The 19475-nt window shown below is 45.2% G+C and carries 22 protein-coding genes; 12 read left to right on the top strand and 10 right to left on the bottom strand.

Translation table 11 applies throughout. From position 1 onward, the window contains the following. Positions 1–19 precede the first annotated feature (19 nt). Genes thiW through thiE form a run of 5 tightly spaced genes read left to right on the top strand, consistent with a single transcriptional unit; the run spans position 20 to position 3401 of the window. Positions 20–511 (top strand): energy coupling factor transporter S component ThiW, encoded by a 492-nt coding sequence (gene thiW / locus ON01_RS01315; RefSeq protein ID WP_010529205.1) that lies wholly within the window; start codon positions 20–22, stop codon positions 509–511. 26 nt (positions 512–537) lie between these two features. After that, a complete protein-coding gene (gene tenA / locus ON01_RS01310) occupies positions 538–1221 on the top strand; it encodes a thiaminase II (protein WP_010529204.1) in 684 nt (227 codons plus the stop codon). Then, the gene (gene thiD, locus ON01_RS01305; RefSeq protein ID WP_010529203.1) at positions 1218–2021 is read left to right on the top strand and encodes a bifunctional hydroxymethylpyrimidine kinase/phosphomethylpyrimidine kinase; all 804 of its coding nucleotides are present in this window, start codon (positions 1218–1220) and stop codon (positions 2019–2021) included. The genes tenA and thiD overlap by 4 nt, the downstream gene beginning before the upstream one ends. Beyond that, positions 2022–2792 carry a hydroxyethylthiazole kinase gene (thiM, locus tag ON01_RS01300; protein ID WP_010529202.1) on the top strand — a complete coding sequence of 257 codons (771 nt, stop codon included), beginning with the start codon at positions 2022–2024 and terminating at the stop codon, positions 2790–2792. It begins immediately after the preceding gene. A gap of 3 nt (positions 2793–2795) precedes the next feature. After that, a complete protein-coding gene (gene thiE / locus ON01_RS01295) occupies positions 2796–3401 on the top strand; it encodes a thiamine phosphate synthase (protein WP_010529201.1) in 606 nt (201 codons plus the stop codon). A gap of 75 nt (positions 3402–3476) precedes the next feature. On the opposite strand, the gene ON01_RS01290 is transcribed toward thiE, so the two are convergent. Next, entirely contained in the window at positions 3477–4214 is a 738-nt protein-coding gene (locus ON01_RS01290; RefSeq protein ID WP_010529200.1) for a MerR family transcriptional regulator, read from the bottom strand. Positions 4215–4399: 185 nt separating this feature from the next. On the opposite strand from ON01_RS01290, the gene ON01_RS19375 reads away from it, so the two are divergent. Both ON01_RS19375 and ON01_RS19770 read left to right on the top strand, forming a co-directional pair. Further along, a complete protein-coding gene (locus ON01_RS19375) occupies positions 4400–4864 on the top strand; it encodes a hypothetical protein (protein WP_010529199.1) in 465 nt (154 codons plus the stop codon). Next, complete coding sequence (locus ON01_RS19770) at positions 4824–5114, top strand: hypothetical protein (RefSeq protein ID WP_245544960.1); 291 nt, start codon at positions 4824–4826, stop codon at positions 5112–5114. The genes ON01_RS19375 and ON01_RS19770 overlap by 41 nt, the downstream gene beginning before the upstream one ends. A gap of 138 nt (positions 5115–5252) precedes the next feature. Here ON01_RS19770 and ON01_RS01275 read toward each other — a convergent pair whose 3' ends face one another. Both ON01_RS01275 and ON01_RS01270 read right to left on the bottom strand, forming a co-directional pair. Next, the gene (locus tag ON01_RS01275; protein ID WP_010529197.1) at positions 5253–6074 is read right to left on the bottom strand and encodes a squalene/phytoene synthase family protein; all 822 of its coding nucleotides are present in this window, start codon (positions 6072–6074) and stop codon (positions 5253–5255) included. Positions 6075–6177: 103 nt separating this feature from the next. Continuing rightward, a complete protein-coding gene (locus ON01_RS01270) occupies positions 6178–7740 on the bottom strand; it encodes a BCCT family transporter (RefSeq protein WP_010529196.1) in 1563 nt (520 codons plus the stop codon). A gap of 422 nt (positions 7741–8162) precedes the next feature. Between ON01_RS01270 and ON01_RS01265 the strand changes: the two genes are divergently transcribed. Beyond that, positions 8163–8606: a YaiI/YqxD family protein gene (locus ON01_RS01265; protein WP_010529195.1), complete on the top strand. Its 444-nt coding sequence runs from the start codon at positions 8163–8165 to the stop codon at positions 8604–8606. Between the two features lie 53 nt (positions 8607–8659). Here the strand turns inward: ON01_RS01265 and ON01_RS01260 are convergent, their stop codons facing one another. Both ON01_RS01260 and cypC read right to left on the bottom strand, forming a co-directional pair. Then, positions 8660–10072, bottom strand: coding sequence for a glycoside hydrolase family 18 protein (locus tag ON01_RS01260; protein WP_010529194.1), 1413 nt, complete (start codon positions 10070–10072; stop codon positions 8660–8662). Between the two features lie 138 nt (positions 10073–10210). Beyond that, complete coding sequence (gene cypC / locus ON01_RS01255; RefSeq protein WP_010529193.1) at positions 10211–11455, bottom strand: CYP152 family fatty-acid peroxygenase CypC; 1245 nt, start codon at positions 11453–11455, stop codon at positions 10211–10213. A 167-nt stretch (positions 11456–11622) separates the two neighbouring features. Here cypC and ON01_RS01250 point away from each other — a divergent pair, with 167 nt between their 5' ends. Beyond that, the gene (locus ON01_RS01250) at positions 11623–11913 is read left to right on the top strand and encodes a DUF3219 family protein (protein WP_010529192.1); all 291 of its coding nucleotides are present in this window, start codon (positions 11623–11625) and stop codon (positions 11911–11913) included. A gap of 92 nt (positions 11914–12005) precedes the next feature. Here the strand turns inward: ON01_RS01250 and thrB are convergent, their stop codons facing one another. The 3 genes from thrB to ON01_RS01235 are packed head-to-tail and all read right to left on the bottom strand — an operon-like array spanning position 12006 to position 15267. After that, the gene (gene thrB / locus ON01_RS01245) at positions 12006–12905 is read right to left on the bottom strand and encodes a homoserine kinase (protein ID WP_010529191.1); all 900 of its coding nucleotides are present in this window, start codon (positions 12903–12905) and stop codon (positions 12006–12008) included. Next, a complete protein-coding gene (thrC, locus tag ON01_RS01240) occupies positions 12902–13963 on the bottom strand; it encodes a threonine synthase (protein ID WP_010529190.1) in 1062 nt (353 codons plus the stop codon). Before thrC ends, thrB begins: the two co-directional genes overlap by 4 nt. Continuing rightward, a complete protein-coding gene (locus ON01_RS01235; protein WP_010529189.1) occupies positions 13960–15267 on the bottom strand; it encodes a homoserine dehydrogenase in 1308 nt (435 codons plus the stop codon). The genes thrC and ON01_RS01235 overlap by 4 nt, the downstream gene beginning before the upstream one ends. A gap of 268 nt (positions 15268–15535) precedes the next feature. Here ON01_RS01235 and ON01_RS01230 point away from each other — a divergent pair, with 268 nt between their 5' ends. Both ON01_RS01230 and ON01_RS01225 read left to right on the top strand, forming a co-directional pair. Continuing rightward, entirely contained in the window at positions 15536–15955 is a 420-nt protein-coding gene (locus ON01_RS01230) for a MarR family winged helix-turn-helix transcriptional regulator (protein ID WP_010529188.1), read from the top strand. A 111-nt stretch (positions 15956–16066) separates the two neighbouring features. Further along, positions 16067–16672: an alpha/beta hydrolase gene (locus tag ON01_RS01225; RefSeq protein WP_029328936.1), complete on the top strand. Its 606-nt coding sequence runs from the start codon at positions 16067–16069 to the stop codon at positions 16670–16672. 88 nt (positions 16673–16760) lie between these two features. On the opposite strand, the gene ON01_RS01220 is transcribed toward ON01_RS01225, so the two are convergent. Beyond that, positions 16761–17615: a VOC family protein gene (locus ON01_RS01220; protein ID WP_010529186.1), complete on the bottom strand. Its 855-nt coding sequence runs from the start codon at positions 17613–17615 to the stop codon at positions 16761–16763. 145 nt (positions 17616–17760) lie between these two features. Between ON01_RS01220 and ON01_RS01215 the strand changes: the two genes are divergently transcribed. Then, complete coding sequence (locus tag ON01_RS01215) at positions 17761–18522, top strand: DUF3891 family protein (protein ID WP_010529185.1); 762 nt, start codon at positions 17761–17763, stop codon at positions 18520–18522. An 83-nt stretch (positions 18523–18605) separates the two neighbouring features. Here ON01_RS01215 and ON01_RS01210 read toward each other — a convergent pair whose 3' ends face one another. Further along, on the bottom strand, positions 18606–19331 hold the full coding sequence (locus tag ON01_RS01210) for an EcsC family protein (protein ID WP_010529184.1): 726 nt from the start codon (positions 19329–19331) through the stop codon (positions 18606–18608). Positions 19332–19475 lie beyond the last annotated feature (144 nt).

Genomic DNA, 19475 nt, shown 5'->3' with positions numbered 1-19475 from the left:
ATGAGAGGAGGACCTGAGTTTGAACCGGACACGTTTACTGACAACAATGGCAGTCTTTGTGGCGATTGGTACCCTAGGCGCACAGATCCTATGGTTCCCGGCAGGCGTTGCCAAGGCCTATCCGATCCAGCATGCGGTCAATGTCATGGCAGCGGTTACGCTGGGTCCGGGGCCGGCAGTTATCATCGCCTTTATGATCGGGCTGCTCCGCAATATGCTTGGTCTGGGGACACTGCTGGCTTTTCCGGGCGGCATGATCGGTGCTTTTCTGGCTGGTTATCTGTATCGCCTGACTGCCACAAAAGGGATGGCTGCACTTGGTGAAGCAATTGGCACCGGGATTTTTGGTTCATTGTTTGTCGTGCCATTTGCCCGTATCTTATTGGGCAGTTCAGCTGGCGCATTCTTCTTTATGCCATCATTTCTCGTCAGCAGTATATCAGGTGCATTAATCGGCTGGTTTGTCGTTTCAAAAGTGAAACAGGAAAATTTGATAAAGAATCACGTATAAAGTCTGTTCAAAAAGGAGATTTTCTCATGACATTCACACAGATGTTACGGAAAGAAAACGATGATCTTTTCCAGGCCATTATGAATCACCCATTTGTCGATGGTATTGGAAAAGGAGATGTTCCGGATGAGGCCATCGCACATTATATAAAAGCTGACTTTGAGTATCTAAACGCATTTATGCGGATTTATGGAACGGCTATTTCCAAATCTGCAAAACGTGAAGACATGCAATTTTTTAATAACCAGATCCAATTCGTTTTAAACAGTGAAGTCCATCCGCATCACAACTTCTGTGATCATATTGGCGTTGGCTATGATGAGCTTCAGGGGTATCCGCTCCCGCCGACCGCGGATCATTATGTAAAACACATGATGTATCACACAAACATGGGCGGCTTGGGTGAGGCTATCAGTGCCGTTCTGCCTTGCCCATGGACTTATTTGGAAATCGGCCGGGAATTAAAGACACAATACGACCCGCCAGCAGACCACCCATTTTACCAATGGATCAATTTCTATGCAGAGAAAGGGAACAAAACCGAAGAAATGTGCGACCGCCTGGACAGAATCGCTGAAAATGCCTCACAGGAAGAACGGGGGCACATGATAGAAGCATTCCGCAAAAGCTGTATGTTGGAGCTGGCTTTCTGGGAGATGGCTTACACGTGTGAAGAATGGTCTACCGGAAAGAAGGTGAGCAGTCCATGACACATATTCCAGCAACATTAACAATTGCCGGCACCGATCCGAGCGGCGGCGCCGGCATCCAGGCTGACTTGAAGACATTTCAGGAATTAAAGGCGTATGGTATGTCAGTTATCACATCTGTGGTTGCTCAAAATACCACCGGCGTTCAGGATGTGCAGCATATGCCAGTTCCCGTCATTAAGCAGCAGCTGGATTCGGTTATTTGCGATATACCTTTCCAGGCGTTCAAAACTGGTATGCTGGCCGACATGGCTATCATGGATGCTGTGTCGGAAAAGATTTCCGAGTTGGATGCTCCTTATATTATGGACCCGGTTATGGTGACCACGAGCGGACACACATTAATTGCGGAAAACTCCCGCGACTATTTACGCAAGAACTTGCTTCCATTATCTGCGCTGGTAACACCGAATATTCCGGAGGCAGAAGTCATTATCGGCGAAGAAATAAAAACAACTAAAGAGATGCAGCAGGCTGCTAAGCGGATAGTGGAGGAATTCGGTTCAAAAGCTGCCTTAGTCAAAGGCGGTCATATGCAAGGTCAAGCAGTCGACTTTTTGTTTGATGGGGAAACAATGCATACCTTCCAGGCAGAGCGTATCGATACGACCAATACGCATGGCACAGGCTGTACCTATTCTGCAGCCATCACTGCCTATGTAAGCCATGGCTATCAAATGCCGGAAGCTGTTCAAAAGGCAAAAGACTTTGTAACGGCTGCCATCCGTCATTCATTTTCGATCGGAAAGGGAAGCGGCCCGACCAATCAGTGGGCACATCGAATAGAAAGGGTGAAGTAAATGAATCATTCGATTATTCAAGAAGCGCGTGAGGCAACACCGCTTATCCATCATCTGACAAATCAGGTGGTCATGAATTTTTCGGCAAACGGTTTGTTATCGTTTGGTGCCGCACCTGTGATGGCTAAAGCTGAAGAAGAAGTACCTGATATGGTATCCAATTCAGATGGCGTTCTCCTCAATATCGGGACGCTCACTGCTGTTGAACTGCAGGCGATGATCCGGGCGGGTGTTGCTGCCAACGAAAATGGGATTCCTGTCGTCCTTGACCCTGTAGGTGTTGCCGCAACGCCATTCCGAACTAAAGCTGTCAAAAGCATTCTGGAACAAGTGAAGCCGACCGTGATTAAAGGAAACCCAGGCGAACTCGCTCATCTGGCTGAAATTCCCTGGGAAACGAAAGGCGTTGAATCAGTTGGTGAAGGTAATGCCGATGAGGTTGCGAGAAAGGTAGCTGAAACATATCAGTCTGCTGCTGTTGTCACCGGTAAAACAGATATAATTTACACTGCTGACCAGGTTTTGCAAAATCAGACTGGTCACCCGATTTTAGGTAAAATAACCGGCGCAGGCTGCCTGCTCGGGTCAATTTTAACAGCATGCCTGACAACGGGGAGAGACATCGGGCAGCAAGCATTGACCGTTGCTGAATTTTACGGGCTCGCCGCAGAACATGCCGCCAGACAAACCGGTGTCAATGGTTCGGGGACGTTTCTCCCCCATTTCATCGACGCACTGTCGCTCGACCCTGCCGAACTGGAAAGGACGTAGCCTATGAATTTAAGAAAATACTTTATCATGGGAAGCCAGAACTGTAACCGGAAACCAGAGGTTATCCTCGAAGAAGCAGCAGAAGCAGGCATTACCGCTTTTCAGTTCCGGGAAAAAGGTAAAGGTTCGTTAACCGGTCAGCAAAAACTGGTATTGGGTCGCAGAATCCGTGACATTTGCTCCCAGCATAACATCATGTTTTTCGTAAACGATGATATTGATCTAGTTGAACCGCTGGACGCTGACGGCATCCATGTTGGACAGGATGACTTACAGCTTGATAAAGTACGGGAGATGTTTCCCGATAGAATCATTGGTCTGTCAGTATCCAATCAAATCGAGGCCGACAATAGCCCCATCCAGCTGGCTGATTACCTCGGTGCCGGGTCAGTCTTTGCCACGTCATCAAAGGACGATGCTGAACAAGCTGTCGGGCTTGAATGGATCAGATCCTTAAAGCAACAGCATCCCGGTACGCCGATCGTCGGGATTGGCGGGATCACCGAGAAGAATGCATCCTCCGTCATTGATGCCGGTGCTGATGGGGTTGCAGTTATTTCAGCGATTACGAAGGCAGATAATATCGGCGAAGCTGTCAAAAATCTTTGAGTAACCGATAACCAAAAAGAGGTCACACCTTTATAAATGCTGTGACCTCTTTTTGTATTATATTCGCAGGCGATACTATCCTTTGTTCCGATCCGCATACACAGCCATGGCATCACGCATGAATACGGACAGTCCATCACCATACTTGTCGATGTTTTTCGTAAAACGTTCGTCGTCGACATACATTTGCCCGAGCCCTTTGAAGGCATCCAGTGAATAATTGCCAATCTTATTCAAGTAGTCATACCAAACTTTGATGGCTTCCTGTGCTTCATCTGAATCGGGTGATTTATGACGGATTGCAGCAAGGTCACGATAAATTCGGTCAAATTCTTTGCCCATTGCTTCTTTTTCTTCATTTGACATCTTATCGATTTTAGCATTTGACTCATCAACCGCTTTATCGCCCCAGCGTTCGCGGGCTTCCTGTTCGTATGGGTTTTTGCTGAAATCAAATCCCTCAAACTTCTCCTGATCATTCATTGGAGTCCCTCCTTTCACATGCTGGATTGTCTTATCAATTGTCGCAATCATATTGTCCAGACGGGATCGCTCTTCCAGCAGCATCCTGCGCTGAATCTCAAGCGCCTCTTCCCTGTCAAACGAAGGACTGTTGATAATCTCCTTTATTTTCTTCAAGGGGAAGCCAAGCTTTTTGAAAAATAATATCTGCTGCAATGTTTCGAGATTCTTTTCCGAATAGATCCGATAGCCTGAATCAGTAGTATCGGGTTTAAGCAGTCCGATATCATCGTAATGATGCAGTGTGCGCACACTGATGCCAACTAATTCGGCAACTCCTTTTACTTTCATCGCTGCAGCCTCCCTTCAACTGTCACTTTAAAGTATAACGTAACGTTAGAGTCAATGGGAAATGGCCAAATAATTAAAGACTGAATCAAATCGTATATTTTCCTTTAAACCAATTTATACGCCCATACAAAAATAGACGAATCCCCATAGGCTAAAGAGAAGGACGATTAAGGAGGAAATTGAATATGAATCATAACCAGCCACCATATGGCGATCCGAGAATATTTAATCTGCCATGGTTTCAAGGTGACGGTCCCGGGCCAGGGCCTCCATTTGGCGGTACGCCCGGGCAATCGGGAGGCGCCCCTCCATTCGGTGGACCACCTGGACAGACAGGCGGAGGGCCACCTACAGGATTTCCAGGAGGACAGCAGCAAGTCAGTGCTCCAACTTCACCGCCTCCATCATTCACACCGCAACAGCCGCAGACACAGCAGGCTCAAGGTAACTTCGGGGTCTTTGCAGTCGATCCAGGTGCAATCCAGCGATGCCTATTTCAATTCACATATATCTGGTTGAGGTGGGATTCATTCTGGTTTTTCCCAGTATTTGTCGGCAGACAGTCAATTGCAGGCTTCAGATGGCAGCGAAACAGATGGGTCTACTACGGTGTCGACCTGGATAACGTTCAGTCATTCCAGTGCTATTAGCAAGTTTTTTCTCAGCCCTCTTATGCTGAATAGTTCCGTATACATCACGCAAAGGAGGGATATTATTTATCAATTAACACTGCTCTATTTGGCTTGTGTCCTAGCGGGGTTTGCACTGGCTAATATACCGGCATCGTCGATCATTACAGGAGGATTGGCTTCGTTTTTGAATGTGATAGGTGGTCTGGTCATTATCATATTCTCGGGAGCCATCTTATATCTTGGCTTCAAATCATTGCTGAACAAATGATTTAAGAGACCGTCCGGGGGCGGTCTCTTACTTTTACCTGTCTTTATGAATGACACGACTGTTACATATAAAAAATGACAACTTGGTAAAAATGTAAAGTGGCAAAGCCACCATTCGAATTGAATGGTGGCTTTGCCCCTAGTCACTCTTAATATCTTCAACAATTGTTTCAACTTCATCTCTGGAAATCTTTTCGCGGCCCTCTTTCAATGCTTTCAAGGTTCGTTTAGCCAAGGCGAGCGGAATCCGGCAAAACAGCTTAATCGTCCGGGTGTTGATATCTTGCATGTATTCATCTGCCTTTGCCAGATTCTTTTCGGTATATCTGAACAAGTCATCGCGCGTCCATCCATCCGGAACAAAGCTGACGCCACGTTCTTTATCCTCATCCTGGTTCCGCAGAATATTGACAGTCTGCAGACCTCGGCCGTAACCTATGGCAAGATCCCGGTCCGTCCTGGTCCCGTCATACCATTCCCAAATATCAGACAGCATGACGCCGACAAGCCCGGCAACGTAATAGGTGTAATCATCAAGATCGTCTTTATCCTTGATATTCCACCCCTTTTCCGCCCAATCAGCCATTCCTGCAGCCATCATACTTGTCGTCGCTTTTACATTATCAACAATCCCGTCCGGGCAAAGCAGGAGCCAATCATCCAGTCGCAATGTGACTTCAGGAAGCTGCGTTTCATACGGCTGCACCAATTCACGGTAGGCCTCACCGTCAAAATGATCGCGCCTCAATAGGTCACTCGTTGTTCGGAGCAGGTGTTGTTTTGTTTCGGTATCCAGCGCTTCATGATCCTCCATCTCATCAACAGCACGCATACATAAATAGGCTGATCCAACCGTTTGGTTCAGCGGTGATTTCAGCAGTGTAATCGGTATGTAAAATGTCCGGCTTGTCTGTTTCAATATGTTATTCGCATCTTTTTGCAGCTTTTTCGGTTCACTCAACAGTGACGCCTCCCCTTAATACTATTTTCATTATACCAAAAATCAGTGGTAAAGCGAAACTCCAATCAGTGGACAAAAAAAGAGCACCCGGAAGTGCCCCACTCTATTTCTTATGATCAATTTTAATGGGTCTGCCTTTTCGAGGCCGCTCCCACATCAGTCCCTGTTCCAGTGCCATTTTCTTCGCAATTTGCGGAGCGTTCCACAACGGCGGCAACAGCAAAAACGAAACCGGAACAGCCGTTATAACAATCGAATTTTGAATAGCGGTAATACTACCTTCTCCAATAGTCAAAATCATCATCGTCGTTCCACCAAATATTAGCGCCCAGAAGACTCGCAGCCACCGGGCAGGATGATCATTGCCGGTTAATGTCACGGCTACCGTATAAGACATCGTATCGGTCGTCGTTGCCACGAAAACAACGGATATCATGAGAAAGGCGACTGCCATGGCCGTACCCATTGGCAGCTGATCCATAATCGCCATGACAGCAGCGGGCATTCCCGCTTCGTTCAATGCTCCGGATACAGCTCCAGGATTCTCCATTTCAAAGAATACGCCTGTTCCGCCTATAACGGAAAACCAGAAATTTGTCACAAGCGGTGCCACAATCGATACCGCGATAATCAATTCTCGGATCGTTCTGCCGCGGGAGATGCGGCTGATAAAAATGATCAGCATCGGCCCATAGCCGATAAACCACCCCCAGAAAAAGATGGTCCACGCGCCAAGCCACGCATTGTCACCGCGGTAAAAATTCATTGCAAAGAAATTTTGCAGATGAAAACCTGTTCCACCGATAAATGCATCAATGATGAACAATGTAGGACCAATCAAAAGCATAATAAATCCCAGCAAAAACGTCATGCTCACATTGACACGGCTCAACAGAAGGATACCCCGATCAACCCCGGTTGCCGCCGAAATCGCCGCGATGACAACCAGAACGACAACGACCAGAATGCTTACCGACACCGTATTCGGAATACCAAATAAATGATTCAGCCCATAAGCTATTTGTAGCCCCAGAAATCCTAGCGGCCCCAGTGTTCCAGCGGCTGTAGCAATGATGGAAAAAATATCAGCCGCAGAACCCAGAACACTTTTATGAAAGATTTTCTCCCCGAAAACCGGATACAACAACGCTCTTGGCCGCATCGGGAAACCCTTACTATAATGTACATACATCATCACGATGGTTGAAAGCGTGCCCAGGATGGCCCAGGCCAAAAATCCCCAATGCATAAAAGCCTGTGCAAACGCAACCGGTACACTATTAGCTTCCTCACCACCAAATAGTGGGGGTTTTGTCATATAGTGATACATCGGCTCAGAGGCTGCCCAGAACACACCTCCACTTGCCAGAAGGGTTACGAGAATCATCGCAACCCAGCGATAATAACTGTATTTTGGTTTATCCATCTTACCCAATTTGACGTTTCCATATCTTGAAAATGCCAAAAATATACCAATTGCAAAATTTCCAAATAACAATACTTGCCAATACGCTCCAAACAGATCGGCCGAATAATTGAATAAGGTTGTAATCCATTCCCCAACCATGGTACTGTCAATGAACGATAGAACAATAAATACAATCAAAAAACCGCCGCTGACGGCAAAAACGGTCCAGTCCGTTTTAACGTTCTCTTCTCCCTGCAAAATTTGCCTCCCATATACAGGAGCAAGTGTCTATAATATGTGACGTCATACAGACCGTTGGATGGAAAATGATTATCCTTTTCCCGAACCATTTGTTAACTCTATCTCTCTAAAAACCACCGGCTTGCTCATGTTATTTTCAAACATAGTGTTTAATTATAGTTTCGATTAAATAAAACGTCAATAATAAAATGGCTGCCGGGTATCTGATATTGTTTTTCTTCTGCTGATATTCCCCTTCTTCTGTTGATAATGTCACTCTATCTGCTGATATCTCGACCCTTCTGCTGATAGTACTAATCTTCTGCCGATAATTCTTCTCTTCAGTTGATATTTTCTTTCATCTGCTGATACCGCCTTTTCAGTGGTCTCCCCATCCAATATTTGCTAAAATTACAGTATATAAGACGGAGGCGATTATAATGAAAGTTTACGTTGACGCGGATGCCTGTCCGGTAAAAAAAACAATCATAACCATAGCCCAGGATTTTAACGTACCGGTTGTGCTTGTAAAAAGTTTTTCGCATTTTTCGCATGATGACGAACAGCCCGGTGTCGAAATAATTTATGTAGACGCAGGTGCGGAAGCTGCAGATTACCGGATTATGCAACTGGCACAACAAGGCGATATTATCATTACGCAGGATTATGGTCTCGCTTCACTAGGACTTTCCAAAGGTTGCACTGTGCTGCATCATAAGGGGTTTGCATATACAGACGATAACATCGATCATCTGCTGCAAACCCGCTATGTAAATGCTATGGCACGCAAAAGCGGCAAACGAACAAAAGGGTCAAAAGCGTTTACCACTGAAGATGAAGCAAAATTCAGTGACCTGTTTCGAAAAACACTTTTTAAATCATGATATTTTCTACGCTAAAACCCCTTTGAAACGGCATCCGTCTCAAAGGGAGCTTATTACAATTTTCGGATTCTAAAATTATTCTGCAGTACCGGCCAATTTTGCGGGAATGGTGTCCCCAGTGACCAATAGCTCACACCTCTCAAACCATATTCTTTTACCGTGTCGTATTTCGCCTGAACACTGCGGGCATCCTCATACCAGACTTCGTGTTCCTGACCGGTTTCATCCACATATCGGAAAAATGGCGACTGATACGTCTCATCATACTGAATGGATACACCATATTCGGCTGCCAGCTGTACTGCTTCTTTTGGGCTTACCGTCGTTGCAAAGGTGCCCTCCACCCACGGAATTTCCCAGTCACGTCCATATAAAGGTGCCCCCATCACGATTTTATCCCGTGGAATTACAGTTACAGCAAAATCCAGCACATCCCTTACCTTATTTATCGGTGCAATTGCCCATGGCTCACCGCCGGCCCACCCCCATTCGTACGTCATCAATATGACGAAGTCGACAATTTCGCCATGCGCCTGATAATCGTGGGCTTCATACAACAGCCCCTGCTGATCGGCAGTTTCCTTCGGCGCAAGAGCTGTCGTAACCAGAAACCCTTCAGGATGCAGCCTCGCTACGACACGCCGCAGGAAATTGTTATAGTTCTCACGGTCTTCGGGATAAACATATTCAAAATCAAAATTGACGCCTGCATACCCTTTTGACCGCATGAGGGTCAGCATATTACTGATTAGTTCCTCCTGTGCTTCAGGATTACGCAACACAGCCGCAGCCAAATCCGAATTGAACTCACTTTGGGCAAAATTCGTTACAACCAATAACGGTGCAACATTATTGGCTTGGGCAGCTTCTAGCACCGGCTGATCAGGCAATTCGGTGAGTGTGCCATCATCACGGATGCTGTACATGAACGGGGAAAGATATGTTAAATATCTGCCTAAGCGCATCACCTCGGGAGCACCCTGTTCATCCACCCGTGTTATATAAGCATTCACTTCTGTAACAGGCTTTGCTGCAACAGGAATTCTTAACGTTTGGCCCGGGAATATTAACCCGGACTGTCCGATATCATTGACCGCAATAATTTGTTCAGCACTAACATCATACTGTTGGGCAATACCCCAAATAAATTCACCGGCTTGAACAGTGTGTATAAAATAAGGATTGATCAGCATCTGCCCGATAAAAATCAGCGATGGATCAGTAATATTATTCGCGACCGCCAGTTCCTGGGCCGTCACCCCAAACATCTGTGCAATCTGCCACAATGTATCACCGGACTGAACAACATAGTCACGTCCGGGCTCCGGAATCACCAGCGACTGTCCGACCACCAGCACATCCGGGTTACCCAATTCATTCAACAAAACGATCTGATTAATATCCGCACCATATTGTTGTGCTATTTGCCATATTGAATCGCCGCTTCTCACGACATGAATTTGCATAGTTCTTCCCCCAATTCATATGCTCTACATACCATCCTATTCATTAGGTGATTGTCCTAGTAACAACTTGGGAGATGTAAAGTATGATTATTTTAACACAGTTAAAAACGCCCGTTGAAAGGACGTCCTTCACTGTTTCTATTTGCTTGTCACTTCTCTTATCATAAATCTGCTTTTCGGTAAAGTCGGGATTCGAACCATACTATAATTCAAGTTTTGCTGTGACATTTTATAATCAATCTGTTTTGTCAGAAATTCCAGGCTGACTTTCATGACCTCGATTGTCACCCATTCACCTGCACAACGATGGCCCATATCATGATCACCGCCGCCCTGTGGGATAAAATTAAATGGGCTTTCTTTCCAGTCCTTAAAACGTTCCGGTCTGAACACTTCAGGATCAATCCATAAATTAGGATCATGGTTCGTCCCATAAACATCAAGCAGGACAAGCGTTCCTTTCTTAAAATGATGGCCTCCCCACTTAAAGTTATACCGGACTCTCGCTCCTAAAAATGGCCCAAATGGATAATAACGGCGAACTTCCTGAACGAACATTCGGCTGTCCTCATCATCACCTGTCCGAAGCTTTGCCTTTGTTTCCGGAAAGTCATGCATGGCCAGCGCCCCAAATGTCACATATCGTCCAATGGCTGTAATGGGTCTTAGGATATTCAGCAATTCCACTGCTGCAGTCTGTAAATCCAGCAGTTTGCCATTCAAATCACGGTGCCAGGCGATTTCATATAAGGGTGTGCCTTCACGAGGATGCCGTTTCCCGCTCCGTACCTGCTGGATAAGGTTCCTTGTCCATTTTTCGGATCGATTGCGAGCCATTCTGCCTTTCCAGTGCCTTGGTCCAACTGCTCCAAAAGCATCTATCATAGCTGCCATGTCACAGGCCCGCTGATTCAATTCACTGGCAAATAACGGCACGTCAGCCCACTCACAGGCAATACGGAACATCAGTACTTCTGATTCATGAAACAATGACATTTTCCGCTTCTTCTGCCAGTTATCGACTGCAATCTGCCATTGTTTTCTAGTGGTCTCTCTCAGTTCACTAAGACGCTCAGGCGTCATTAGCGACATAAACAGTTCTTTACGATGCTTATGTACCGCACCATCCAGCCCCTGCACACCACCTTTTCCAAACAGGGATTCTTTGATCCGGTTTGGCGCAGCTCCTTTTCGTTTAAATTTTTCTTCATTATAAAAAACTTCTGCGGCCTCTTCACCGCCCATACAGACCACCTTTTGTCCGAGTAGCCTGGACCGGAAAATATCTGACTGAAATTTCCAGCGCCTCTTGGGAATGTAATCAAAGCCTTCCAAAAGCAATTTATGTGTATTATCCAAGCCTTGTTCATGTGGAATTGCCATTAGCCGACCCCTTTCTTTGTGATATCTGATATTCGTTCTTTTTCCCTCGTCCCCAAAATTTATTCTCAGTGATTGCTATATCCGTCTGTTCATTGAACCCAAACGTAGCGGTGTATAGCCAAAGCTGTTATGATTGAATGAATTATTAAGTTAGAGAAGGTGAACAAATGTTTGAGAAAGTGATCATTAATGATATGGAAATTAATGCGTCTAACGTTCAGGTGGAATCAATCACGAAGAATGATGAGGCACGGACTAAATTAAGTTTTGACTTCAAAGTGACGCACGAAGCTTATCACGATGTTACGACTTTACTGTATGAGAACGATTTTGTTGTAAAGGTACCTGAAGAAAAACTCAAATTCCCCGCTGTCATCAGTAACTATTCGACTTCAATAACCAATTTATATGAGCCAGGGGCTGTAGGAGACTTTAAACTTGAACTGACCGAGATTTAGAAGGAGGACCATTGTATATAGCAATATCCCTCAGCAAACACAAAAACAGCAGAGACTCTTACAAGCAAAAGTCCCTGCCATTTGCATTCTGTTTATTTTGCTTTAGGAATTGTAGTCGCCCCGACATCATCAACCTGTAATAACGCTACGTTATGACCAGGCATCAGGCTACCGAGGTGGTTTGCGATTCTGTGGCCGCTACCTTTGGGGGAAAACGAAATCATCGTCGGCCCCGAACCGCTGATGACCGTCCCGTAAGCACCGGCTTTTTTGGCCTCACGTCTGATAGCCTCATAACCCGGAATCAGCTCGGCGCGATATGGTTCATGAAACAGATCACGTTCCATTATTTTGCCTGCCAGTTCAATGTTACCGGAGGCAAGGGCGGCAATCTGTACATTGCTGAGGGCGCTTGCCGAGGCAGCAGTCTCTCTACTATACGTTTCCGGCAAAACTTTTCGGGCTGCTTCGGTCATCAATCCCTCCTCAGGAATATAGACAATGATTTCCGCCTCAGGCAATGGCAACTGGACCCAGTCAATTCCGCCAGCAGCCACTGTCGATATGACAAATCCCCCCATTAAAGTCGGGGCAATGTTGTCAGGATGCCCTTCGATTTCAGTAGCAAGCTCAAGTTTCTGCTCCGGGGTTAGATCCAGCTCGCACACCCTGTCTGCCATTTCAATACCGGCAACAATTGCAGACGCACTGCTGCCAAGCCCGCGCGCCAACGGGATGTCACTATGGACGGCCATCTTGCATGGAGGCAGTTCTTCATTCCACTGCGCTGCAATGTCTTGGGCAATCTGCACAATAAAATGATCCTCCGTGTTTGTGAGTTCCGGCAGATGCGGTGAGAGCTGCTCAATTTCCCATTTATCAGAAAGTGAAATATCGAGCTTGAGATATAAGCCCAGAGCCAATCCCATCGAATCAAAACCCGGCCCGATATTCGCTGAGCTTGCCGGGACACGTACCCTGAACGACCTCATGCTTCCACCAGCTTTTCAATATAATCCGTGACTGTTTTTTCATCATTTGGCAATGTGACAGGGTCCTGATCGATCTGGTCGATGGCGGTCTGCGGATCCTTCAGTCCATTACCAGTCAAAACAGCTGCAACCTTTGACCCTTCAGTAATTGTGTTTTGTTTTCGCTGTTGAATAATACCTGCAATCGAAGCACAGGATCCCGGCTCAGCAAAAACGCCTTCTTGGGTCGCCAGAAGCTTTTGTGCATGGGCAATTTCCGTATCGGTGACCGAACCAATTTTACCGCCGGATTCATCCCGTGCCTGTACAGCCAGTTTCCAGCTTGCAGGATTGCCGATGCGAATGGCAGTGGCAATCGTTTCGGGGTTCTGGACCACTTCATTGCCGACAATCGCAGCAGCTCCTTCTGCTTCAAAACCGAACATCTGTGGAAGGCCTGTCTGTTTCATCTCATGATACTCTTTGAATCCTTTCCAGTAAGCACTGATATTACCTGCATTGCCAACCGGAATAGCCAGAATATCAGGGGCAGAACCGAGCACATCACAAACTTCAAATGCCGCTGTTTTTTGCCCTTCAAGCCGATATGGGTTAACAGAGTTGACGAGTGTAACAGGTGCCGTCTCACTTATCTTTCGCACTATTTTCAGGGCATCATCAAAATTGCCGTCAATTTCCACGATATCCGCTCCGTACATAACAGCTTGGGCTAGTTTTCCAAGTGCAATTTTGCCTTTTGGAATAACAATGATTGCCCTGATGCCTGCTCTGGCTGCATAGGCTGCAGCTGAAGCGGATGTATTGCCGGTTGAAGCGCAAATAACGGCGTTGCTACCTTCCTCAATCGCCTTGGCAACTGCCAGCGCCATGCCGCGGTCTTTGAACGATCCTGTTGGATTAGCGCCTTCCACCTTTCCATATAGCTCAATGCCCAATTGCTCAGACAACGTTGAGAAATGGATGAGTGATGTATTGCCCTCCTGAAGCGATATTTCCGGGGTCCTGTCTGTAACAGGCAAATTAGATTGATAATGTCTGATCAAACCTTGCCACGTCATGCGTCAGCATCTCCTTCTACTTTATAAAAGCTTTTAGTCTCAAGCACTTCATCAAGTTTGCTGAGTGCATCCAAAGCCTGGTGCATCTTTTCCAGTGATGACCGATGTGTTATCACGACAATTTCTGCCGCGTCAGCTTCTTTTAGCGGGTTTTGCAGTATCTGTTTAAAGCTGATATCAAACTCATTGAATAAAGACGATATCCTGGAAAATACACCTGCTTCATCTTTCGCATGGAAACGAGCATAGTATTGGCCAAAACGCTGATCTTCAGTTTTCAATTCCTTTTTAAAGCGTGGCTCGACGAATTGACTGCCCGTCACGCCACGGTGCATATTCTTAATGACGGTGACAACATCCGATATGACCGCTGCGGCAGTCGGCATGCTTCCTGCACCGGCCCCGTAGAACATAGCTTCTCCGACCGCTTCACCGTACACATAAACAGCATTATATTCATTTTTGACATCTGCCAGCGGATGTTCTTTGGAAATAAGCGCTGGCTGAACATTCACTTCCACCTGCTTGCCGTCAAATTTGGCAAAACCGATCAGCTTCATGTTAAATCCGAGGCTATCGCCATATTGCAGGTCATCTAACTCAATTCCGTTTATGCCGGTTACTTCGACATCATCAAGGTCAATATGGGTCGAGAAAGCAAGCCTGCCGAGAATGGCCATTTTTCTAGCAGCATCAAGCCCTTCCACATCTGCCGCCGGATCAGCTTCAGCAAAGCCGAGTTCCTGTGCCTCCTTCAACGCGTCTTCGTAACTGACACCTTCATTGTGCATTTTTGTTAATATGTAGTTCGTTGTTCCGTTCACGATCCCCATTAATTGTTCGATGTGATCGGAAGCGAACCCATCCGTAATCCCCCTTAAAATGGGAATCCCGCCGGCAACGCTTGCCTCATAATAGAAGTCGCATTTATTTTTCCCCGCGGAGTCATGCAATTCCGCACCGTAAAGAGCAACAAGATCCTTATTGGCTGTGACGACATGCTTTTTAGCTTCAAACGCCTTTAATATTGATTCACGGGCTTCTTCAATCCCCCCCATTACTTCAACGATGACATCAATTTCGGGATCATTTAAGACATCATCGGGATTTGTTGTGAGCAATGTTCCATTCGTCTTAGCGTTCACATCGCGTACTTTGTTTGGATTTCGTACCAATGCGCTTTTAACATGAACACTGCATCCTAGCTGGTGGGCGAGTTTTGCTTGATGCTGCTCGATAAGACTGATAACACCTGACCCCACGACTCCTACACCTAAAAGTCCGACTGATACACTATCTTCCATAGCATCACCCCATATTCTGTTTAATGTGATATTTTATACATTTAAACACGAATAGCGACGGATGGCAACAGCGAATTTTTGAACAAATCCGATTCACCTTTCTTTTCAGAATGTTAGATTGAGCCAAATCGAGCCTTACGGACCACTCACCACCCATGTATAAGGCTGGATAAGGCGATTCGGTTGACATATTTTTAACAAAACGCTTATAATTAGTTTGAATTAAAATTAAATAAATTTTAACTAAATATGCTGGAGCGAAATTGAAATGAAAGAAAATTTATCACTAAAAGCGTTTGTTGTCCTGATGAAAGCTTCAAAATCAGTAACTGAATACGTCAAAAAAGACATAAGCCGGTATGATATGAAAACGAATGACTTTGCTGTGCTGGAAGCTTTATATCATAAGGGTAACCTGACTGTGAAGCAGATTTCCGAGGCAGTACTGATTAACGCTGGTTCCATGACGTATGTGATTGATAAGCTGGAATCCAAAGGACTGCTCGAACGTAAGCCATGCAAGGATGACCGGCGTGCTGTATACATTCATATTACGGATAAAGGGAAGAAACTGATGGATGACATTTTCCCGAAGCACCAGGAAGCGATTGAGGATTTACTTCAGGATCTTAGTGTCGAAGAAAAGAAAACCGTTATCGATATCCTGAAAAGAATTGGTAAATCCTAGAGACCCGGTGAAAAAACTTAGAAGTTCACAACAACGTCATCAAGGTTAAAAGCGTAACTGGTGGAAACTGAAATTATAGATTCAAAATCAATGAAACACGTAAGGAGACTTATCATGAAACATATCTTTCAAAAAGGAAATGATCAGACAAAGCCAACTCTGTTGTTACTTCACGGAACAGGGGGCACTGAGCAGGATCTGCTGCCGCTTGCCGGTGAAATCGATGAAGATGCCAACGTGCTTAGTGTCCGGGGAAACGTAACGGAAGGCGGAATGCCGCGCTTTTTCAAACGGCTGGCAGAAGGTGTATTCGATGAAGAAGATCTGATTGCTCGGACGAAGGAACTGTATGATTTTCTTGATGAGGCAGCAGAGGAACACGGCTTTGACCGTAATAATATAGTCGCAGTCGGCTATTCCAACGGCGCCAATATTGCAGGAAGCCTGCTATTCCATTATCAGGATTCCTTAAAAGCCGCTATCCTGCACCACCCGATGGTACCGAGACGCGGAATTGAATTGCCTAACCTCTCCGGGAAAAATGTCTTTATCGGTGCTGGCACCAATGATCCGATATGTTCAGCCGAGGAATCAGAGGATCTCAAATCCTTGCTGAAAAATGCAGGGGCCAATGTAGATCTTCATTGGGAAAACATGGGTCATCAATTATCAATGGGCGAAGTGAAAGCAGCCGCTGAATGGTATAACACTCTCTAAGCACGACCAGATGGGCTGTAACTTGGGCTTTTTCAAACACCATATTCCCCAGATTAAAAAGTCGTTCGGAAATGTTCCGAACGCTTTTTTAATCTGCCAGCAGCAGATGAATTTCATTTCCAGATGGATCGTTTACGATGTAAGCATTATTTTCCTGCTGAATGCTTACGCCGGCACGCTCCAGGTTGTTGACTTTTTCTTCCCTGCTCTCATTATCAGGGAAAATAAGCGAGTACCAGTTGAGACCGGCACTATTGTCAGACGGTACCGGGGCATTTTCCCCGTTCCAAATATTCAGGCCGATGTGATGATGATAGCCCCCGGTTGACGTGAATAATGCGCCGGGATAGTTAGTCACAACCTGGAAGCCAAGACCATCGGCATAAAATTTTTCGGTACTTTTAAGATTCGCCACATGCAGATGAATATGCCCCATAACTGTTTCTTCAGGTAATCCTTTCCACTCCTGATCACTTTCTGCAAGCAAACTGTCAGCATCCAATGGTTCAGTCGACATGGTGACCTGCCCGTTGGACCAGCTCCATTCACTGGATGGACGATCATGATACACTTCAATTCCATTTCCGTCAGGGTCATTCAAATACAATGCCTCACTTACTAAATGATCGGATGCTCCAAGACGCGCACCTGCCTTGGCGATGTGTCTCAGGAAGCTAGAAAGATCAGCTCGCGACGGCAGCAGGATAGCAAAATGAAATAACCCGCTTGTCCTTTCTTCTTTCGGCAAGGGGGCTGCCGGCTGTACCAATGTCAACAGAGGTGTTTTTCCATCGGCTGTTAAGACAGCTTTCCGGTCAGTTTGTTCTAGAATATTAAATCCAATGACATGCTGATAAAACGACAATGCCTGGTCCAGATCTGTTACATTTATATTCACTTCACCAACATATGTCGTTCGCTTTTCAAAAAATTTCTTTTCCAATATAGTCAACTCTTCCTCTTTAAGTTATTTTTTTAAATTAAGTTACTTTATGTAAGTATTATACCGCTTTTTGACACTGTTGACAAGATTCTATTTTAAAACCTACCCATATTTTTGTATACTAAAGACAAAAGGGGTGTTACTTATGATTGTAAGAGAACGCCAAAATCAGTACGTTATGATTGAACAGGATCATCATGCGCGGATTTCCGGTCAATTGGCAGCCAACCTGAAAGATTCGTTTTTTATAGAGGAGACATGGAAGCAATCCGTCCTATACGCCATTGAAAACCATGACTACGCATGGAAGATGATGGACAAACAGCCATTCTGGAATGACCAAAAACAAGAACCATATATGTTTACTGATATTCCTAATTCCGCTAAAACCGTTTTTTACAAACACGGGGTTGATGAAGTAGAAAAATATGATTTATATGCCGCCTTGTTATGCAGCGAGCATTATGCACGTTTCCTAATTGATGATCCGAAAGAAGAATCCCAGTTGTTTGTCCAGAATGAACGGAAGCGTCAGCAGCAGATCATTGGATCCCTTGAAAATTATGATAATGAAATATTTGATGTCCATTATGGGTTATTGCAGTTCTTAGACAGTCTATCATTATATATTTGTCTGAACGAACCAGGAACGTCTAAAGAAAACGAGCATCCGTTATTCAAAGAGGGGATTCCTGTGCCACAGATGCTTACTTTTTTTCATACAAATAAAGTAGGTATTTACTGGAAAGATGACGAAACAGTCGAAATGGACGTTTTCCCGTTTGGAAGTCCTATCGATATAACCATTCGTCAGAAAGTTATACCGAAAAATGACATCTTAGAAAAAGGGCTGATTAAAAGCTATGAGCAGGTCGACGAAAAAACAGTATCAATTCAATTGCTATAAGACGTTTTCAGACCTATGAAAGCCGCATCTTAATGAAGACCACGGCTTTTTTGATATTTATTGGGGTCGCGTGAATGCACCCCCTAATAATCCAATGGCTGTGTTGTCAACAAACGCATCCGATACGCATTCATTGCCGTTTCCCCTAACGTATCGAGCAAATTATGGTTTGCATAGGCCCCGACAATGGCGCCAAACCCTGGTACAAGCTGCAGCATTTTAATTAAATCAATATAATCCCGGTACTCTTGCTGAAACACCCGCCAATCCATATCGGCGAGTTTTTCCTTTTCTGATTCCCAATGTTCAAGTATATAAAAGGTTTCCTTCCTTCTGGCCTCGCTGGAGAAGGCAAGCTGAAATACATGGAGGATAAACAGCCGCTCCTCATATTGCCGTGTATCATAGCCATAAATTGCTGCTGTCTCAAACAGAAACTTCATTTTTATCGATAAAAGCATGGGGAAATCGGCAAGACCCAGCAAAAAACCACCTGCACCTGTCCCAGCACCTTCAACCACAGCCGTTTTACGGTAAGATGTGAGCTTTTCCTTCAGCAGTTGATCCTTTTCACTAAGGCTAAGACCTGCTGATTGTTGCTTTTTTGTGGTGATATTAGACCCGACCAAGGTTGCTTTCACCATATTTTTAATACTTTCCGTTATAATCCGATGGGCTCTCTCAGGAATCATTCCATTTAATTTTGTCTGGGTCTTCTTAGAGATTTGTGTAAAAAGACCTGATTTTTTTAGTACCTCTCGCCGCCATCTTGTCAGTTCCTCATAAACCTTTTGTTCATAAGCATTCATTTAGATACCCTCTTTTCTCCTAATTATATATACGTTGATCCTGAAAAAAAGATTCAGAGATAGTTTCACTTGTGTAATAACGGCAAATGCATTAGGGGTTGGTTTTCACATTTGTTAAAGACAAGCGCCAGGAAGTGGATTAAT

Origin of the sequence: Lentibacillus jeotgali, from assembly GCF_000224785.1 — a bacterium.
GTDB lineage: Bacteria > Bacillota > Bacilli > Bacillales > Amphibacillaceae > Lentibacillus > Lentibacillus jeotgali.
Note: the sequence above shows the minus strand (reverse complement) of the source record. Positions and strands in the feature narration are given on the sequence as shown.